This window comes from Thiomicrospira microaerophila (assembly GCF_000934765.1).
GTDB lineage: Bacteria > Pseudomonadota > Gammaproteobacteria > Thiomicrospirales > Thiomicrospiraceae > Thiomicrospira > Thiomicrospira microaerophila.
On the sequence record NZ_JYNN01000019.1, the window covers coordinates 44,427 to 59,997 of the forward strand.

The 15,571-nt window shown below is 48.1% G+C and carries 6 protein-coding genes; 5 read left to right on the forward strand and 1 reads right to left on the reverse strand.

All coding sequences use genetic code 11. The features are described 5' to 3' along the window. Nucleotides 1–13 precede the first annotated feature (13 nt). Entirely contained in the window at nucleotides 14–442 is a 429-nt protein-coding gene (gene dksA, locus NA59_RS07795; RefSeq protein WP_044410584.1) for an RNA polymerase-binding protein DksA, read from the reverse strand. A 232-nt stretch (nucleotides 443–674) separates the two neighbouring features. On the opposite strand from dksA, the gene NA59_RS07800 reads away from it, so the two are divergent. From NA59_RS07800 to NA59_RS07820, 5 genes are all read left to right on the forward strand, one after another. Further along, on the forward strand, nucleotides 675–1,436 hold the full coding sequence (locus NA59_RS07800) for an HAD family hydrolase (RefSeq protein ID WP_096777603.1): 762 nt from the start codon (nucleotides 675–677) through the stop codon (nucleotides 1,434–1,436). A 92-nt stretch (nucleotides 1,437–1,528) separates the two neighbouring features. Continuing rightward, nucleotides 1,529–3,559: a sensor histidine kinase gene (locus tag NA59_RS07805; RefSeq protein WP_044410590.1), complete on the forward strand. Its 2,031-nt coding sequence runs from the start codon at nucleotides 1,529–1,531 to the stop codon at nucleotides 3,557–3,559. Continuing rightward, nucleotides 3,556–4,281 carry a response regulator transcription factor gene (locus tag NA59_RS07810; protein WP_044410594.1) on the forward strand — a complete coding sequence of 242 codons (726 nt, stop codon included), beginning with the start codon at nucleotides 3,556–3,558 and terminating at the stop codon, nucleotides 4,279–4,281. The genes NA59_RS07805 and NA59_RS07810 overlap by 4 nt, the downstream gene beginning before the upstream one ends. A 349-nt stretch (nucleotides 4,282–4,630) precedes the next feature. Further along, complete coding sequence (locus NA59_RS07815) at nucleotides 4,631–6,373, forward strand: ShlB/FhaC/HecB family hemolysin secretion/activation protein (protein ID WP_044410597.1); 1,743 nt, start codon at nucleotides 4,631–4,633, stop codon at nucleotides 6,371–6,373. A gap of 301 nt (nucleotides 6,374–6,674) precedes the next feature. Then, on the forward strand, nucleotides 6,675–15,571 hold an 8,897-nt coding region (locus NA59_RS07820), incomplete at its 3' end, for a two-partner secretion domain-containing protein (protein WP_044410600.1).

Sequence of the window (15,571 nt, forward strand, 5' to 3'; positions counted from 1 at the left end):
AACCTAATTAGGTTTATAAAATGCCTTGTTTTTCGCGGATTTCTTGTTGACGTTTCATTTCAACAGTCAAGGTAGCGGTCGGGCGGGCTTCCATGCGCGCTAATCCAATTTCATCACCGCTGATTTTGCAATAACCATATTCACCCGTTTCAATTTCCTTAAGCGACTTGTCAATTTTCGCAATTAACTTACGCTCTCGGTCACGGGTGCGTAATTCAAGGGCAAACTCTTCCTCTTGGGTTGCGCGATCATTCGGGTCGGCAGGTGTAGACGAGTCCGCTCTTAAGTGGGTGACGGTAGACTCGGCTTCATTTAACAGTTGCTGCTTCCATGCGAGTAACTTTTTTTTGAAGTGCTCTTTCATGCCGGTACTCATGTACTCTTCGTCTGCTTGCGGTACATAGGAAGGGTAATCTTCAATAAAGGTGCTTGACTGCTCCATTTTATTCTCCAGTTTTATTTTTATCTTTGGTTAAGAAGCGCTTTTTATTTTGACGCAGTTTTATAGCAGGTTTTAAACTTATAAACAAGCAATACCGCTATTTTGATAGCATTTAAATAACCTAGTTATTTTGTTGGTTAATCAGGCTAAAACCTTAAAATGGCTTGAGTTTAACGCACTAATGCCGCAAAATGCCGCTCAATTTAAATTTTAATAACGAAGGATAAAAACGATGGCAAAATTAGAAGCACTCATTTTTGATGTAGATGGTACCTTAGCCGATACCGAACGCGATGGACATCGCGTGGCGTTTAACATGGCGTTTAAGCAAGCAGGCTTAGACTGGGATTGGGATGAGGCGTTATATGGTGAATTATTAGCGGTCACTGGCGGTAAAGAGCGCATTAAGTATTATTTGGATAAGTTCAATACACGCTTCTCTAAGCCAACCAACTTTGACGACTTTGTAAAAGGCTTACACGCGTCTAAAACCCTGTTCTACACCCAACTGATGGCAGAAGGGCGCATTCCGCTCCGCGCTGGCGTTGAGCGTTTAATTAACGAAGCACGGTCAGAAGGCTTGCGCCTAGCGATTGCCACCACCACCACCCCTGAAAATGTCACCGCTTTGCTCACCAATACTCTAGGCGCTGACTCATTAGGCTGGTTTGAAGTGATTGCCGCAGGCGATATTGTGCCCGCTAAAAAACCCGCGCCCGATATTTTTATCTGGGCCTTGGCGCAGATGAACTTAAAACCAGAGCAAGCGATAGCCTTTGAAGACTCACGAAATGGCATATTGTCCTCCAAAGCCGCCGGCTTAAAAACGATTATCACCATCAACGGCTACACAGCGAACGATGACTTTAGTCAGGCTGATTTGGTGTTAGATAAAATGGGAGAATGGAATGACATTTTTAGCGTTTTAGCCGGCGAAGTAGGTAACCGCACCTATTTAGACTTAAATCTCGTCAAACAAATTCACCAATTTTAAAACAAAAATAAAGCAAAAACAGGCAAAAACACAACCAGGCCTGGTTGTGTTTTTGCCTGTTTTGCTAGCCAATTATGGCGTTGGATGTGCCTATGAATATCGTGTTACTGCTTGTTTTTAATGTGTTTTTATTTACTATCTCACAAGCCAATGCAAATGATTCTTGGCTAATAGACAATATTGAGGTGGCATTCTTTGAAGATAAAACCGCTCAGCTCAGTTTTCACCAGCTGCCATCGCCCGAAAACCAAGCGGATTGGCAGACATACGATTATTTAGCGCAGGATTTAAACTTCGCTCAAACAGATTCCCTAGTCTGGCTTCGTGTCCATATCGCCTGTCAAATTCAGCAAGAGCAAGCGCTTTATTTTATAGAAATCGCTAACCCTAACCTCAAGCGAATAGGGTTTTACGACCAAACCGGACAGCGATTAAATCAAACAGGTGCCAACTATTCCCCAGAAACCAAGCCCTTTTTTGCGCTCAATTTTGTCTATCCTGTTACGGCGCCAAGTTGTGCGCAAACCGATTCGCAAACCTATTTCTTTCAAATAGAAACCGCAGGTCGGATGTTGGTGCCTCTGCGAATAAACAGTGCAGAACAGTTCCAGCGCAAGCATATTACTAGCCAGATTTTTTACGCAATCTACTATGGAATACTTGTTACGGTTGCAATTTATTTTCTTATATTTTCAATTATTTTGCGCCAACCCAGTTTTTTTTATTACAGTCTATTTACAGCCACCGCTCTAGTGGCTTTTATGTCAGATAATGGCCTACTTAGATTATATATTTGGCCCAATGCTGTCGCTTGGAATGAAATTTCCGCGCTGTTTTCCTATACGTTAGCCGTTGTCTTAGGCTTGCAAGTAACCCGCAGTTTTTTGTCAACGGCTAAGTTCTACCCTTTGCTGGATAGGGTTATTTTAATAATGGGCGGTTATTATTTAATTCTAATCGTACTATTTATTGTGTCGCTCTTTAGCAGCTGGAGTGGAACGATCTTGTTTCCTTTTGTATGGTTAAGCGCACCATTAGCGGGTTTGATCATCGTGCTGGTTGCTTTTAAAGCCTATCTTAATAAACAAAAAAGTGCAGGCCTCTATTTATTGGCCTGGTTAAGCTTATGGGGAGGCGTTTGTTTGGTTATACTTGTTGTATACGATCGCATTCCGGCTAGTTTCTGGACTGAACACATCCTGATGCTCAGTTCATTGGTTGAGCTGATGTTTTTATCTTTAGCCATGGCAGATAAAATCTATCTGACCCGAAAAGAAAAAGAGGATGCTCTACAGTTGGCCCTTAAATCCGACCAGCAGCGTTTACAACTGCTCAGCGAATCAGAAATGAAACTAAAAAAAGCGGTCGAGGAAAAAACCTATGACATTCAACAAACCCTATCCAACGAAGTCGAGCGCCACAATCAATTTAAAAAACTCACCGACCTGGTTTCACACGAATTTCGCAACCCCCTTTATCTAATGCTAGCCAGATTAGAGTTGCTTGAAAAACTCACCAACAACCATAAAACCATTCAAATAACGCGACTCAATCCTCACTTGACTGTCATAAAACAGGCAGGCGAAAAGCTCAAACAGCTGCTATATGAATGGGACGAACAAGGCAAATTAAAAGAACTGTTTCTCGTGCCCAAAAAGAAACCTGTCGAATTAGCGCCCTTTGTAAAAAAACTTTGTGACGATGCTCAAATGCTTTATCCTGAGCATCAAATCGAGTACCAGTATCAGCAAGGAGCGGTGTATTCTAATTTTGAGTTAGACAAGGATTTATTTAAAATCGCCTTATTCAATTTGATTGATAATGCCTGCAAATACTCAGCCAAAGGCAGCCTAGTAAGCGTCGCCGTGCAGCCATCACCAACACAGGCTCAAATAGCCGTTTGTGATCAAGGTTCTGGCATTGCACCGGAAGAAATGCCGCACTTATTTGAAGATTATTTCCGTAGCCCACGCCACAAGAACACCATTCAAGGTCTTGGGCTTGGGCTTGCACTGGTAAAACAAATCATTCAAGGCCATGATGGCGAGGTAAAACTAGAGAGTAAACTTAATAAAGGCAGCTGCTTTTATTTAATACTACCCACACACAAGGAAAAAAGATGAATCCAAAACCACAACCGATGGGGCTGCTGATTGTTGAAGATAATACCGAGTTATCCGAAACCCTCGCGATCTACATGGAAATGGAAGGCTTTGAAGTTCATACGGCGGTTAATTTGGCTGAACTTGAAGCCCGCTTAGCAAAAAACACGATTGATGTGGTGTTACTTGATCTTGGGCTAGGCGATGATGATGGTGCGCTTTGGCTCAAAGCAAATCGTAAACAACTAGGACCGCGCGGAGTGATTATTGTATCCGCCCGCGCCAGCACCGAATCACGTATCGCTTGTTTAAACGCAGGCGCAGACAGCTACTTTATCAAGCCCGTCATGCTCCAGGAGCTATCTTTGGCCATTCAAAACCTAGCTCAAAGAGTGGGGCACAACAGCGCGCAACAAGCTAATCAAATTGCATCCTCAGTTGTGGAACAATGGTGTTTTGATAAACTCCATTGGACACTGACACGCCGCCCACACCCAGCCATTAAATTAACAAGCAACGAGTATGCGGTTATTGAGCTCTTAGCAGACACGCCAGGGGAGGTCGTGTCAAGAGATCAGATTATCAAACGGCTTGGGTGTGACCCCATGACCTATGATGTACGCCGACTAGAAGTCATGATGCGGCGTTTACGGGTGAAGTTTGAAAAACAGGATTTAACCCTACCCCTCGACACCGTTCGTGGGCAGGGTTATGTGTTTACAGGAGAGTTAAACTGTGTTTGAATCTGGGGGTGTATAAAATTCACTTATTCATGATAAGGTTTTGTTAACCCGGATGTTTCATAAATTCGCGTGATGATCGCGCAGGATATTGGTTTTCCAGTGCTTTTTTCGAAGGAGTGCTGTAGTTATTCATACAGCCGACTGAGAAAAAAGTGCTGGGGAAGCAATAGACAAGCGAGGGCGCGTGAACTTTATGAAATATCCGGGTTAATGTAAGGTTGTGTCGTTTTTTGTCGGAAAGCGTGTCTGTTTTATTGAAAGGTTTCACTATACAGTTTAGTGAGTAAAAATTTGGTTTTAATGCCCTACAGGGTGTTAGCCAAAAACCACAATAAAAAAGGACTCGACTATGAAAAACACATCCACCAAACACGGGCTTATCGCCACGGGACTGCTTGCGCTTGCACCGCTGATCCACGCCCAAACCCCCGACGCCGGCTCATTACTGCGTGACCAAGAAGCCAACATCCCCCAGCTTGACAGCAGCCCGGCACTCGGCTCGCAACTCCCCGCGCCGATGCCCGATACCGGCGAAACCATCACCCTAAAGTCAGTGGTATTTGAAAACTATAACGGCCTCGCCACCGAACCCGAACTACAGCGCATCATCCAAGACGCAATTGGCCAACAGCACGGCTTTAACAGCCTACAACACCTTGCCGCCAAAATCACCGAACACCTCAACGACAAAGGCTACTTTCTCGCCTTCGCCTACTTACCCGAACAAGACATCACCGAAGGTAACCTGATAATCCGCATCCAACCTGGACGCATAGAAGGCGGCGGCAACTGGGATCGCAACGTCACCGCGGGGCAGGGCGTTAACCTCAGCAACCAACGCATCAACCAAACCCTTAACCACGCGCTGCATCCCGATCAAAACGACATTATCCGCGCCACCAAAATGGAACGCGGCATGCTCCTGCTTAACGACCTTGCAGGGGTGAGCGCCACCTCCAACCTTCAGCGCGGCCGCGAATTTGGCACCACCCGTGTTGATGTCAGCTTTCGCGCCACCCCACGCTACACCGGCAACGCCTGGATTGACAACTACGGCAGCTACTACACCGGAGCATGGCGTGCCAACGCCATGGGACACATCAACAACCTCAGCGGCATGGGCGACCGATTAACCGGCATGGTGACCCAAACCACCAACCAAAGCTACGGACGCATTGCCTATGACACGCCAATTAGCTACAACGGCCTCACCTTTAACACCAGCCTCAGCTACCTAAAATACACCCTCGGGCAAGACCTCAAAGACCTCGACCTCAACGGTACTGCCCTCAGCGCCAACGCCGGGCTCCGATACCCGATTATCCGTTCACGCCAAACCAACCTCTACATACAAGGCCAATACGACTACAAAGATTTAAAAGACTATCGTGAAAACGACAACACCAAAGACCGCATTTATAACAACCTCACCCTCAGCCTCAACGGTGACAAAATAGATCGACTCGGCCAGGGCGGCCTAACCCAATACGGCGTCAGCCTTACCTACGGCGACCTTAACCGCAAAGGCAACACCAGCGACTACGGCAGCGATCAAACCACCGCTAAAACCCACGGCAGTTTCCACAAACTCAACGCCAACCTAACCCGAATCCAACAACTCCACAGCGGCCTTAACCTCCACGCCAGCGCCAGACTCCAAACCCTTGCCAGCGGCAACCTCGACTCCGGTGAAAAATTCACCCTCGGTGGCGTTAACGGTGTACGCGCCTATGCGGGCGGCGAAGGCTCGGGTGACCAAGGCTGGCTCACCACGCTTGAGCTGCGCTACGACCTACCCGGTGTGATGGTCTACAACGGCGGCATCCAACTCCAAGGCTTTATTGACCACGGCCAAATCACCCTCGATAAAAATCCATGGGGTGCGCCCACCAACAACAATAACCTCAACAGCTACAGCCTCACCGGCACAGGTATTGGTCTAAGCTGGAGCCAACCGCAACGCTACATGCTCAAAGCCGCCTACGCCATCAAAATTAACGACGAGATCAACGATCGCACCACCACCGGCAAAGACAGCGAAGGCAAAGACAACAACGGCCGCTTCTGGCTCCAAGCAATGGTTTGGTTTTAACCAGGCCTGCTGGATACGGCATCCCGGCGATGTAGTCGTCATCCCGGCGAAGGCCGGGATCTCTTGAGATTATGCGCAGTCGGCTGGAGATTCCGGCCTTCGCCGGAATGACGAATATTGCAGACCGGCTGAACGACATTCTCGTTCCCACGCTCTGCGTGGGAATGCAGACCGATAGTGAGTGATACGTTTTACTGGATGTAAAAGCTATCTGATAGACCGGTATGCATTCCGACTGAGGACAGTGGGAACGAGAAACAACAACTGAACAACGAAATTTAAAAGCAAAGAGGGTAACACCATGCACAACAAAAACGCAAAAATCAAACGCGCCTCCCTAAACCACACCTACCGCCTTGTGTGGTCAGACGCCAAACAAATGTACATCGCGGTGGCGGAAATCGCCCCCGGTAAAGGCAAACGCAAAGGCGGCATCGTCGGCGCGATTGCCGCGCTGATGATGGGCTTTGGTGGCATCGCCCACGCCCTCGACCCTGGCACCCTGCCCGAAGGCGCCAACATTGTTCACGGCCAAGCACAAATCCAACAACACAACAATGTGATGACCATCCACCAAACCAGCGACAAACTCATCACCAACTGGAATAGCTTCAACATCGGACAAGACGCCACCGTCAACTTCCAACAACCCAACAGCAACAGCGCCGCGCTCAACCGCGTGATGGACAACAACCCCAGCCAAATCCACGGACGACTCAACGCCAACGGCAACGTCTATCTGGTTAACCCCAGCGGCATCCTATTCGGCAAAACCGCGCAGGTTGATGTCGGCGGCTTAATTGCCTCAACGCTCGAGATCAGCGACCAAGACTTCCTCGACAACAAACTCGACTTCAAAAACCTCGGCTTTAGCGAAGGCGACATCAAAAACCTCGGCCACATCCGCGCCAACGGCGGGGTAGTCGCCTTGATCGCCAACCGCGTATCCAACCAAGGCACCATCGAAGCCAACAACGGCAACGTCGCATTAGCGGCGGGTGATCACGTCACCCTCGACTTTAACGGCGACGGCCTGATGACCGTCACCGTTGAACAAGGCGTCCTCGATGCGCTGGCCGAAAACGGCGGACTGATTCAAGCCGATGGCGGCTTTGTCATCATGACCACCCAAGCACGTCAAGACATCTACCGCAACCTGGTTAACAACGACGGCCTCATCCAAGCGCAAACATTTGCCAGCAAAAGCGGGCGCATTATGCTGATGGGCGGCATGAGCCAAGGCCAAGTCACCGCCAGCGGCAAACTCGATGCCAGCGCCCCGAACGGCGGTGATGGCGGGTTTATCGAAACCTCTGCTGCCAACGTAAATATCCAACCAGGCCTGGTGGTGACCACCAAAGCCGAACAGGGCAAAACCGGTGAATGGTTGATTGATCCGACCGATATTGAAATTGTCGCTGGAACGGGCGGGGATTTTGCTGACGATGCCAGTGGCAGCACACAGATTGGTGCCGATACACTGGTTGCCAATTTGGCGAACAACAACATTACTATCCAAACGCCATCAGAGGGTACAGAGCAAGGTCATATCACCATCAATGCGCCATTAGAGTGGACAAACACCACGCTGACGCTGATTGCACACGGGCATATCAATATTAATGCCGAGCTCGACGTTCGTGGAATGGGTGGGTTGGTGTTAACGCATGGTCAAGGGAGAAGGGTAAATACGGGGTTATCCGAAGAAGGGTTTTACGGTAAGGTGAATTTTCATGATCATTCAACCTTAAGGATTAACGATCAAGATTACACGCTAATTCGAGACTATAATTCGTTTAGTGCTTTAAGATCGGCCGGTTCAGTTGGTCTTTATTACGCTTTAGCTGTGGATATCGATGCTTCCAAATTTCCGGTTCATACTTCGTTTTTGATGTTGGAGACTGGTACCTTTTTACCAGGTCCTTTTAAAGGTACATTAAACGGCATGGGACACGTTGTTTCTAATCAGACCATATCGCCGTCAAGCGGTACAACTTCTGGGCATGCGGGGTTATTTGCGGTTACAGAAGGTGCCACCCTGCTCAATTTTGGTTTGGATAACTTAACCGTGACCAAGCAGGATTTAAAGACAGGCTATTATCAAGATTCTATAGGCGGTTTAGTGGGTCTGGCAAAAGGAGTCTATCCGACAACGATTGCCAACAGTTTTGTGCGCGGTAGGTTTGATGAGGTCACGGATAGAGCTGGCGGGTTAGTAGGCTCTGGCAAGGTCAGTATTATTAATAGTTTTTCAGATGTCGAACTCAATTTAACAGGGTCGTTCTCACATAATATCGGTGGTTTGGTCGGTGTGACTAACCCCGGCTCAGGGATTCATGCCTCGTTTTCAAAGGTGACATTCAATAATGAAGCGGAGAATACGTCGGATATCGGCGGCTTAGTGGGTGGCGCATGGGGACCCAGCATTACCGCATCTTATGCCTTGGTAGATGGTGCTGGGTCGAAAAAAATCGAAGACTTGGGTCTGATTGCTGGTGGCATGGGTGAGGGAGACTCCGGCATCTATGTTATCGAAAGCTACGGCGTGTTTGATAGCGATCCTTCTCAGTTTGCTACGAATTATGGCATTTTAGGGCGAGTGGATGTTGATGATGAACATTTTGCATCCATTAGTTATATTGATTTTGCCTATTATCTGGATGGGCAAATGAATTATGACCCTTCACAAGCACTACTAAACTTAAGCCTTATTGGTAACAAGGTCACCTTAGATCAGCTTAAGTTGTCCAACAACGATGACAGCCTCAGCTTGCCGCTTGATCCGGATCCCCACCCTCTCAATTATATGGGAACCGAATTTAGCAAAGAGTGGAGTATTACGTCGTCTAAAAACGACGGTATGCCTTATCACGCCTGGCAAAACAAACCCTTTAGCGAGCCGGTTGTCGATACCTGTGCGGTGGTTGCCGGTATGCCGAACTGCGGTGAAATCAAGTCTGGCACCGGTACCATCAACGATATCGTGGACACCAACGGTGTTTTATCACGGCTGATTAATCAAGACAGCGATAAGCTAATCATCGACTGGCGCAACTTTGATATTGGCACAGGCAATAGCGTGGAGTTTGTGCAACCGAGTGCCAGCGCTGTAGCGTTAAACCGTGTGGTGCAAAACAATCCCAGCAGCATTCTAGGCAACCTCACCGCGAATGGCCGTGTGTACCTTATCAATCCCAGCGGTATTTTGTTCGGTACGGATGCTCAGGTGGACGTAGCAGGCCTGGTGGCATCGAATTTGAATATCACCAATACCGATTTTGAAGCGGGTAATTTAAGTTTTCTAGCGCCACTCAGCGCAAGCTATGTTTCTATTCAAGGCGACACCTCCGGCTGGAGTGTAGGGGAGCTAACGCTTGCATCGGCTTCAGATTTTGTGGTCGGTGCGGATGCGCCGTCTGAAACCGAGTCCGGCATCTCAAACACCGCACTGCAACACCGCCTAGCAGCGGGTGATGTGAAGGTGATCGCACAAAATACCAGTGGCTCCGGCGGAATTGATCTAAACGCAGCGATTGAATGGGATGCTGACAACGCCCTGACCCTCAAAGCAGACACCATCAAGGTCAACGCCAAAATCGAAAACCAAAGCACCGCTGGCGGCGGGGTGTATTTTGCGGCAAAAAACGAATCTGATGCCGTTGTTTTTAGCGAAGATGGCAAGGTCGTCATCCACAATGCCGAACAACTGCAATGGATCAATACCGCGTTAAACGGTACTTATCAGCAGGGTTCGGATATTGATTTATCCGGGTTGGACTGGATGCCGATTGCCAGTAGACAGCATTTTAACGACTCCAATCCGCCATTTACTGGCAAGTTTGATGGTCAGCATAAAACCATATCAAACTTAACGGTGGGGGGTGCTGGTCAAAAATATGTGGGCTTATTTGGCTATACAAAAGGCGCGCAACTCACCAACATTCATCTTGATAACGTAATGGCAACCGGTTCGCAGTACGTCGGCAGCCTGGTAGGCTTTATGGATGGGTATAGTGATGACGAATTGAATGTACTCAGCAATATCATCATAGAGAATGCGACTGTTGAGTTTAAATCATCGGCTGCGGACAATGAATCGGGCACTTACATTGGCGGCGTGGCAGGTTCGGCACATGTTAAACAATTAAACAATGTTGTTTCTAATGCTGAAGTCAGTGCTTGGAATGAGTTCGGTAGTTTAGGTTCTATTGGTGGTATGTTTGGCAATTTGTTCTACACTGGAGAATCAGCCACGGTTGATTTAACAAACCACGGCAATCTGACGCTTGTCACGACAGGTGAACACTTCAGTATACAAAATGTGGGTGGCATTGTTGGAGACTTAAGCATCAATAATATTGACGCACAGTTGATAGCTTTGCAGGGTTGGACGATGAATGGAAACGTCACGCTTGTCTCAATAAACGCGAGTGTAAAGCATGCCGGCGGGTTAATTGGTGACACTTCTGGCTCTATCGTTAATATTACACAGGGCGTGATGAACGGTGATATTAAAACACATGTTGTTATCGATAATGAACAGCTGACTGCATTAGAGGGTTATATTTTCGGTGGATTGGTGGGCCGCGTGACTGGGACGGTTAGCGATTCTACGATGAACGGTAATTTGGCGCTTCAGTTTTTAAAAGAATCTGAAGAGGGTTACTGGAATACGTTTGGTTTTGGTGGGGTGGCGGGTTATGTCGTTGCATTGAATGGTAGCACGCCTATCGATAATGTTCATTTTCATGGTGAGCTGGTGTTTGAAAATACCGGCGCCCCGCAAGAAATGGACGGTTTTGCGGTAGGTGGGTTGATTGGTTATATTTCTTCCCAACCTGTAACCATCTCCAACTCCACGGTTACTGGGCGTGTAAGCGGTGTGAATTCCGTTGGCGGCCTGGTCGGAGAGGCGTGGGAAAAACTTACGATTACAAACTCCCATTTTTTAGGCGATTCAATCGTAGGGCATGATTATGTCGGTGGTTTGGTCGGCAATGTGCATGATTTCTATGGTCCTATTGGCGATCAGATGACGATAACCGATTCATCGTCAACAGGAACCATTACCGGACATAATTATGTTGGCGGTCTCGTCGGTAAGCTCCCGGCTGATGAATCATGGGATAAACATCAAATTACAAGAAGCTACTCCACGGCAAATATTGAAGGTAATGATAATGTCGGCGGACTTGTCGGTTATCTGTTTAATGGTGAAATAACCGAAAGCTTTGCCGCAACCCAGATCACAGCGACAGGTTCAAATGTCGGTGGTTTGGTGGGTGTATTGAATGGCTCAAGCATTAAGAACGCCTATGCCACCGCTTGGGTTGAGGGTGCGGATAACGTCGGTGGATTAGTTGGTAGGGTGGAGCAGAATACCCAATTTGGGCCAAATTCTGCGATAGAACATACTTATGCGGATGTGTCGGTCGTGCATGGTGCGGATGCAACGGTGCTAGCCGGTGGTCTTGTTGGCAAAGTGAATGCTGGCTCTTTTATTACGCTGTCACAGAATTTCTGGAACGCTGATTTCGCCGTTGGTTTAAAAGGAATTGGTAGCCATTCAGATGCATCAACGCCGGGCGCGTGGGAATCGAAAACCAGTGCTGAATTAACAGAATTTGAGCTGTTTGAAACGGCTGATTGGGTGATTGAAGAAAACCAACTGCTTGCGTCGGGTTATCCGCAGTTAAATGTTTTTTTACCTCAGGGACAAAAAGTAGACGGTGGCGCCATTTGGCAAATAGCGCCAGGATCTTCATCGTGTGTCGTCACCCCAGGGATGCCGAACTGCGGTGAAATCAAGTCTGGCGCGGGTACCATTCACGATATCGTGGACACCAACGGTGTTTTATCACGGCTGATTAATCAAGACAGCGATAAGCTAATCATCGACTGGCGCAACTTTGATATTGGCGTGGGTAATAGCGTGCATTTTGACCAGAACGGGAATGCCAGCTGGGTCGCACTTAACCGCGTGACCGCGAATAACCCAAGTTCGATTTTGGGTAAGTTGACGGCAGATGGTCGTGTGTACCTTATCAACCCCAGCGGTATTTTGTTCGGTACGGATGCTCAGGTGGACGTAGCAGGCCTGGTGGCATCGAATTTAAATATCAGCAATACCGATTTTGAAGCCGGTAATCTGAATTTTTCAGCGCCAACTCGCGCTAGCTATGTTTCTATTCAAGGCGACACCGCCGGCTGGAGTGTAGGGGAGCTAACGCTTGCATCGGCTTCAGATTTTGTGGTCGGTGCGGATGCGCCGGCTGAAACCGAGTCGGGCATCTCAAACACCGCACTGCAACATCGCCTAGCAGCGGGTGATGCGAAGGTGATCGCACAAAATACCGGTGGCTCCGGCGCAATTGATCTAAACGCAGCGATTGAATGGGATTCTGACAACGCCCTGATCCTCAAAGCAGACACTATCAAGGTCAACGCCAAAATCGCCAACACCAGCAACAACGATGGCGGCGTGCGCTTTAATGCTGGCAACACCAGCGACAAGGTGGTCTTTACCAATGATGGTTTAGTTGAAATCTATAACATTAACCAACTGCAACGCATAAACCAAGCGCTGGCGGGCGACTATTCCCTTGGTAAGAATGTTAATGCTTCGGGTACAAATGGCTGGAACAGTGGCGCAGGTTGGCAGCCGATTGGCGATATCATGTCCTATTTCTCTGGCCGTTTTGATGGTAATAATAAAGAGATTAGTGGTTTGTTTATTAATCGCCCAGATCAAGATTATCAAGGCTTGTTTGGGGTAGTGAACGGGGCTGAATCATCGATAACGAATTTGGATTTGCATGCACCAAGCGTTGTCGGCAGGAATTATGTCGGTACATTGGTGGGTAGTGTTAACGGCGGCACGATTGAGGCGGTTCGGGTTTTTAATCCAACGGTGGTTGGAGAGCACGATGTTGGGGGTATGCTGGGGCATAACTTTGGCAGTATTCGTGATGTGTGGGTGGTGTGTATGGATAGGAGTTGTGACAAAGACGATGGCCCTAAAATAACCGGTATTGATGGTGTGGGCGGTTTGATGGGCGGTTCCCATGCTGGCCCCGCTGCAGAAGTAGATAATGCGTTTACAGCCATCCGAGTCTATGGAAATAAAGATGTCGGCGGTTTGATTGGTCTGAATGATGGTGCAACGGTGAGTAACAGTATTGCCATAGGTGATGTGTTTGGGGTGAAGCAAGATGATGTCAATCCGCAAAATATTGGTGGCTTGGTCGGGCGTTTGGAATTTCAAACGGTTGAAAACAGCTATGCTACCGGAAATGTCTCCAGTCCAGATGGTGAGCGTGTTGGTGGGTTGGTTGGCTTTGCCAATTATGGCAAGCTAAATCGTAGTTATTTTATCGGCAATACGGTTGATGGTGACCAATACATTGGGGGGCTTGTCGGTTATCTCTCTTATGGTGAAATAACCGAAAGCTTTGCCGCAACCCATGTTACGGCGACAGGTTCAAATGTCGGTGGTTTGGTGGGCTTCTTGAGTGGCTCAAGCATTAAGAACGCCTATGCTACAGGCAAGGTTCACGGTGCGGATAACGTCGGTGGATTAGTCGGTGAGGTGGAGCAGAGTGGCGAATTCGGACCATGGTCTGCGATAGAGCATACTTATGCGGATGTGGCGGTCACGCATGGTGAGGGTGATTTGATTCTGGCGGGTGCTTTGATTGGGAATGCGAATCGTATTAACCCGCTAGCAAACTTCTGGAACGCTGATGTCGCCGTTGGTTTAAAAGGAGTTGGTAACTATCGCAGTGTGTCATATTCTGGCATCTGGGAGCCGAAAACCAGTACTGAATTAACAGAATTTGCGCTGTTTAAAACGGCTGGTTGGGAAATTTCGGCTCAAGGCAGTGAGGATACGGTGTGGCGCAGTTATGACGGTATGGCGGCGCCTTTGTTGCGACATTTCTTTAGCGAAATCGTTACGGTAACCGGTACTCAGCAGGCGGATCAAGCATCACGTGTTTACGATGCCACTACCGATGTGACGCTCGCTGCCGCAGATTTGAGTTGGACAAACGACGGGCAAGCCATTACACCGAACCAAGACTGGGTGTTGGAAACCGATTATCGCTTGGACAGCAAAAATGTTGGCACGCGCCAACTGATCGGCGGATTGTATTCAACGCAGTTGGGTTATGACATTATCGATGAAACCAGCAGAGAAACGGTCGAGATCACGAAAGCGAATCTTATGGTGACCGGTTTAACCGCAGAAGATAAAGTGTACGATGCGAAAACCAGCGCTATTTTAAACGGCACCGCAACGGTAGCCGCATTTGGCAGTGACAGTGTTTCGCTTAGCGGTCAAGTTGTAGGTGCGTTTTTTGATAAAAATGTCGCTGAAAACAAAGCGATCACCCTCAGTGGTATTAGCCTAATGGGTGATGATGCGGATAATTACACGTTGGTCGTACCTGATAATCTGGTAGCGACCATCACCGCCAAAGACTTAGTTGTTAGCGGCTTAACCGCGCAAGGTAAAGTCTATGATGGTTCTAAAGTGGCGACGATTGTGATAAATGGCGTTGAATATGCAGGCCTGGTTGCAGGAGATGATTTAACGATCAACGCAACCGGTGAGTTTGCCGACAAAAATGTGGGTGAAAACAAAACCGTGAGCATCACCAGCGAATACAGCGGTGCGGATGTTGGTAACTACAAAATCACCAACCAAACCAGCACAACCGCCAGCATTACCGCCAAAGACCTAATCATCAGCGGCTTAACCGCGCAAGGTAAAGTCTATGACGGTTCCAAAGTGGCAACGATTGTGATTGACGGTGTGGAATATGCAGGCCTGGTTTCGGGTGACAAGGTTGCTATCAGCGCAACCGGTGAGTTCGACAACAAAAACGTCGGTGAAAACAAAGAAGTGACCATCTCCAGCAGCTACAGCGGAGCGGATATCGGTAACTACAAAATTACCGACCAAACCACCACAACCGCCAGCATTACCGCTAAAGAGCTAATCATCAGCGGCTTAACCGCGCAAGGTAAAGTCTATGACGGTTCTAAAGTAGCAACGATTGTGATAAATGGCGTTGAGTTTGCAGGCCTGGTTAAAGATGATGATGTCACCATCAGCGCCACGGGTGAGTTCGATGACAAAAACGTCGGTGTTGATAAAGAGGTGACCATCACCAGCACTTACAGCGGTGCGGATGT

Coding starts and splice junctions, on each gene's coding strand:
- dksA (WP_044410584.1), bottom strand. CDS start 442: ATGGAGCAGTCAAGCACCTTTATTGAAGATTACCCTTCCTATGTACCG.
- NA59_RS07800 (WP_096777603.1), top strand. CDS start 675: ATGGCAAAATTAGAAGCACTCATTTTTGATGTAGATGGTACCTTAGCC.
- NA59_RS07805 (WP_044410590.1), top strand. CDS start 1,529: ATGAATATCGTGTTACTGCTTGTTTTTAATGTGTTTTTATTTACTATC.
- NA59_RS07810 (WP_044410594.1), top strand. CDS start 3,556: ATGAATCCAAAACCACAACCGATGGGGCTGCTGATTGTTGAAGATAAT.
- NA59_RS07815 (WP_044410597.1), top strand. CDS start 4,631: ATGAAAAACACATCCACCAAACACGGGCTTATCGCCACGGGACTGCTT.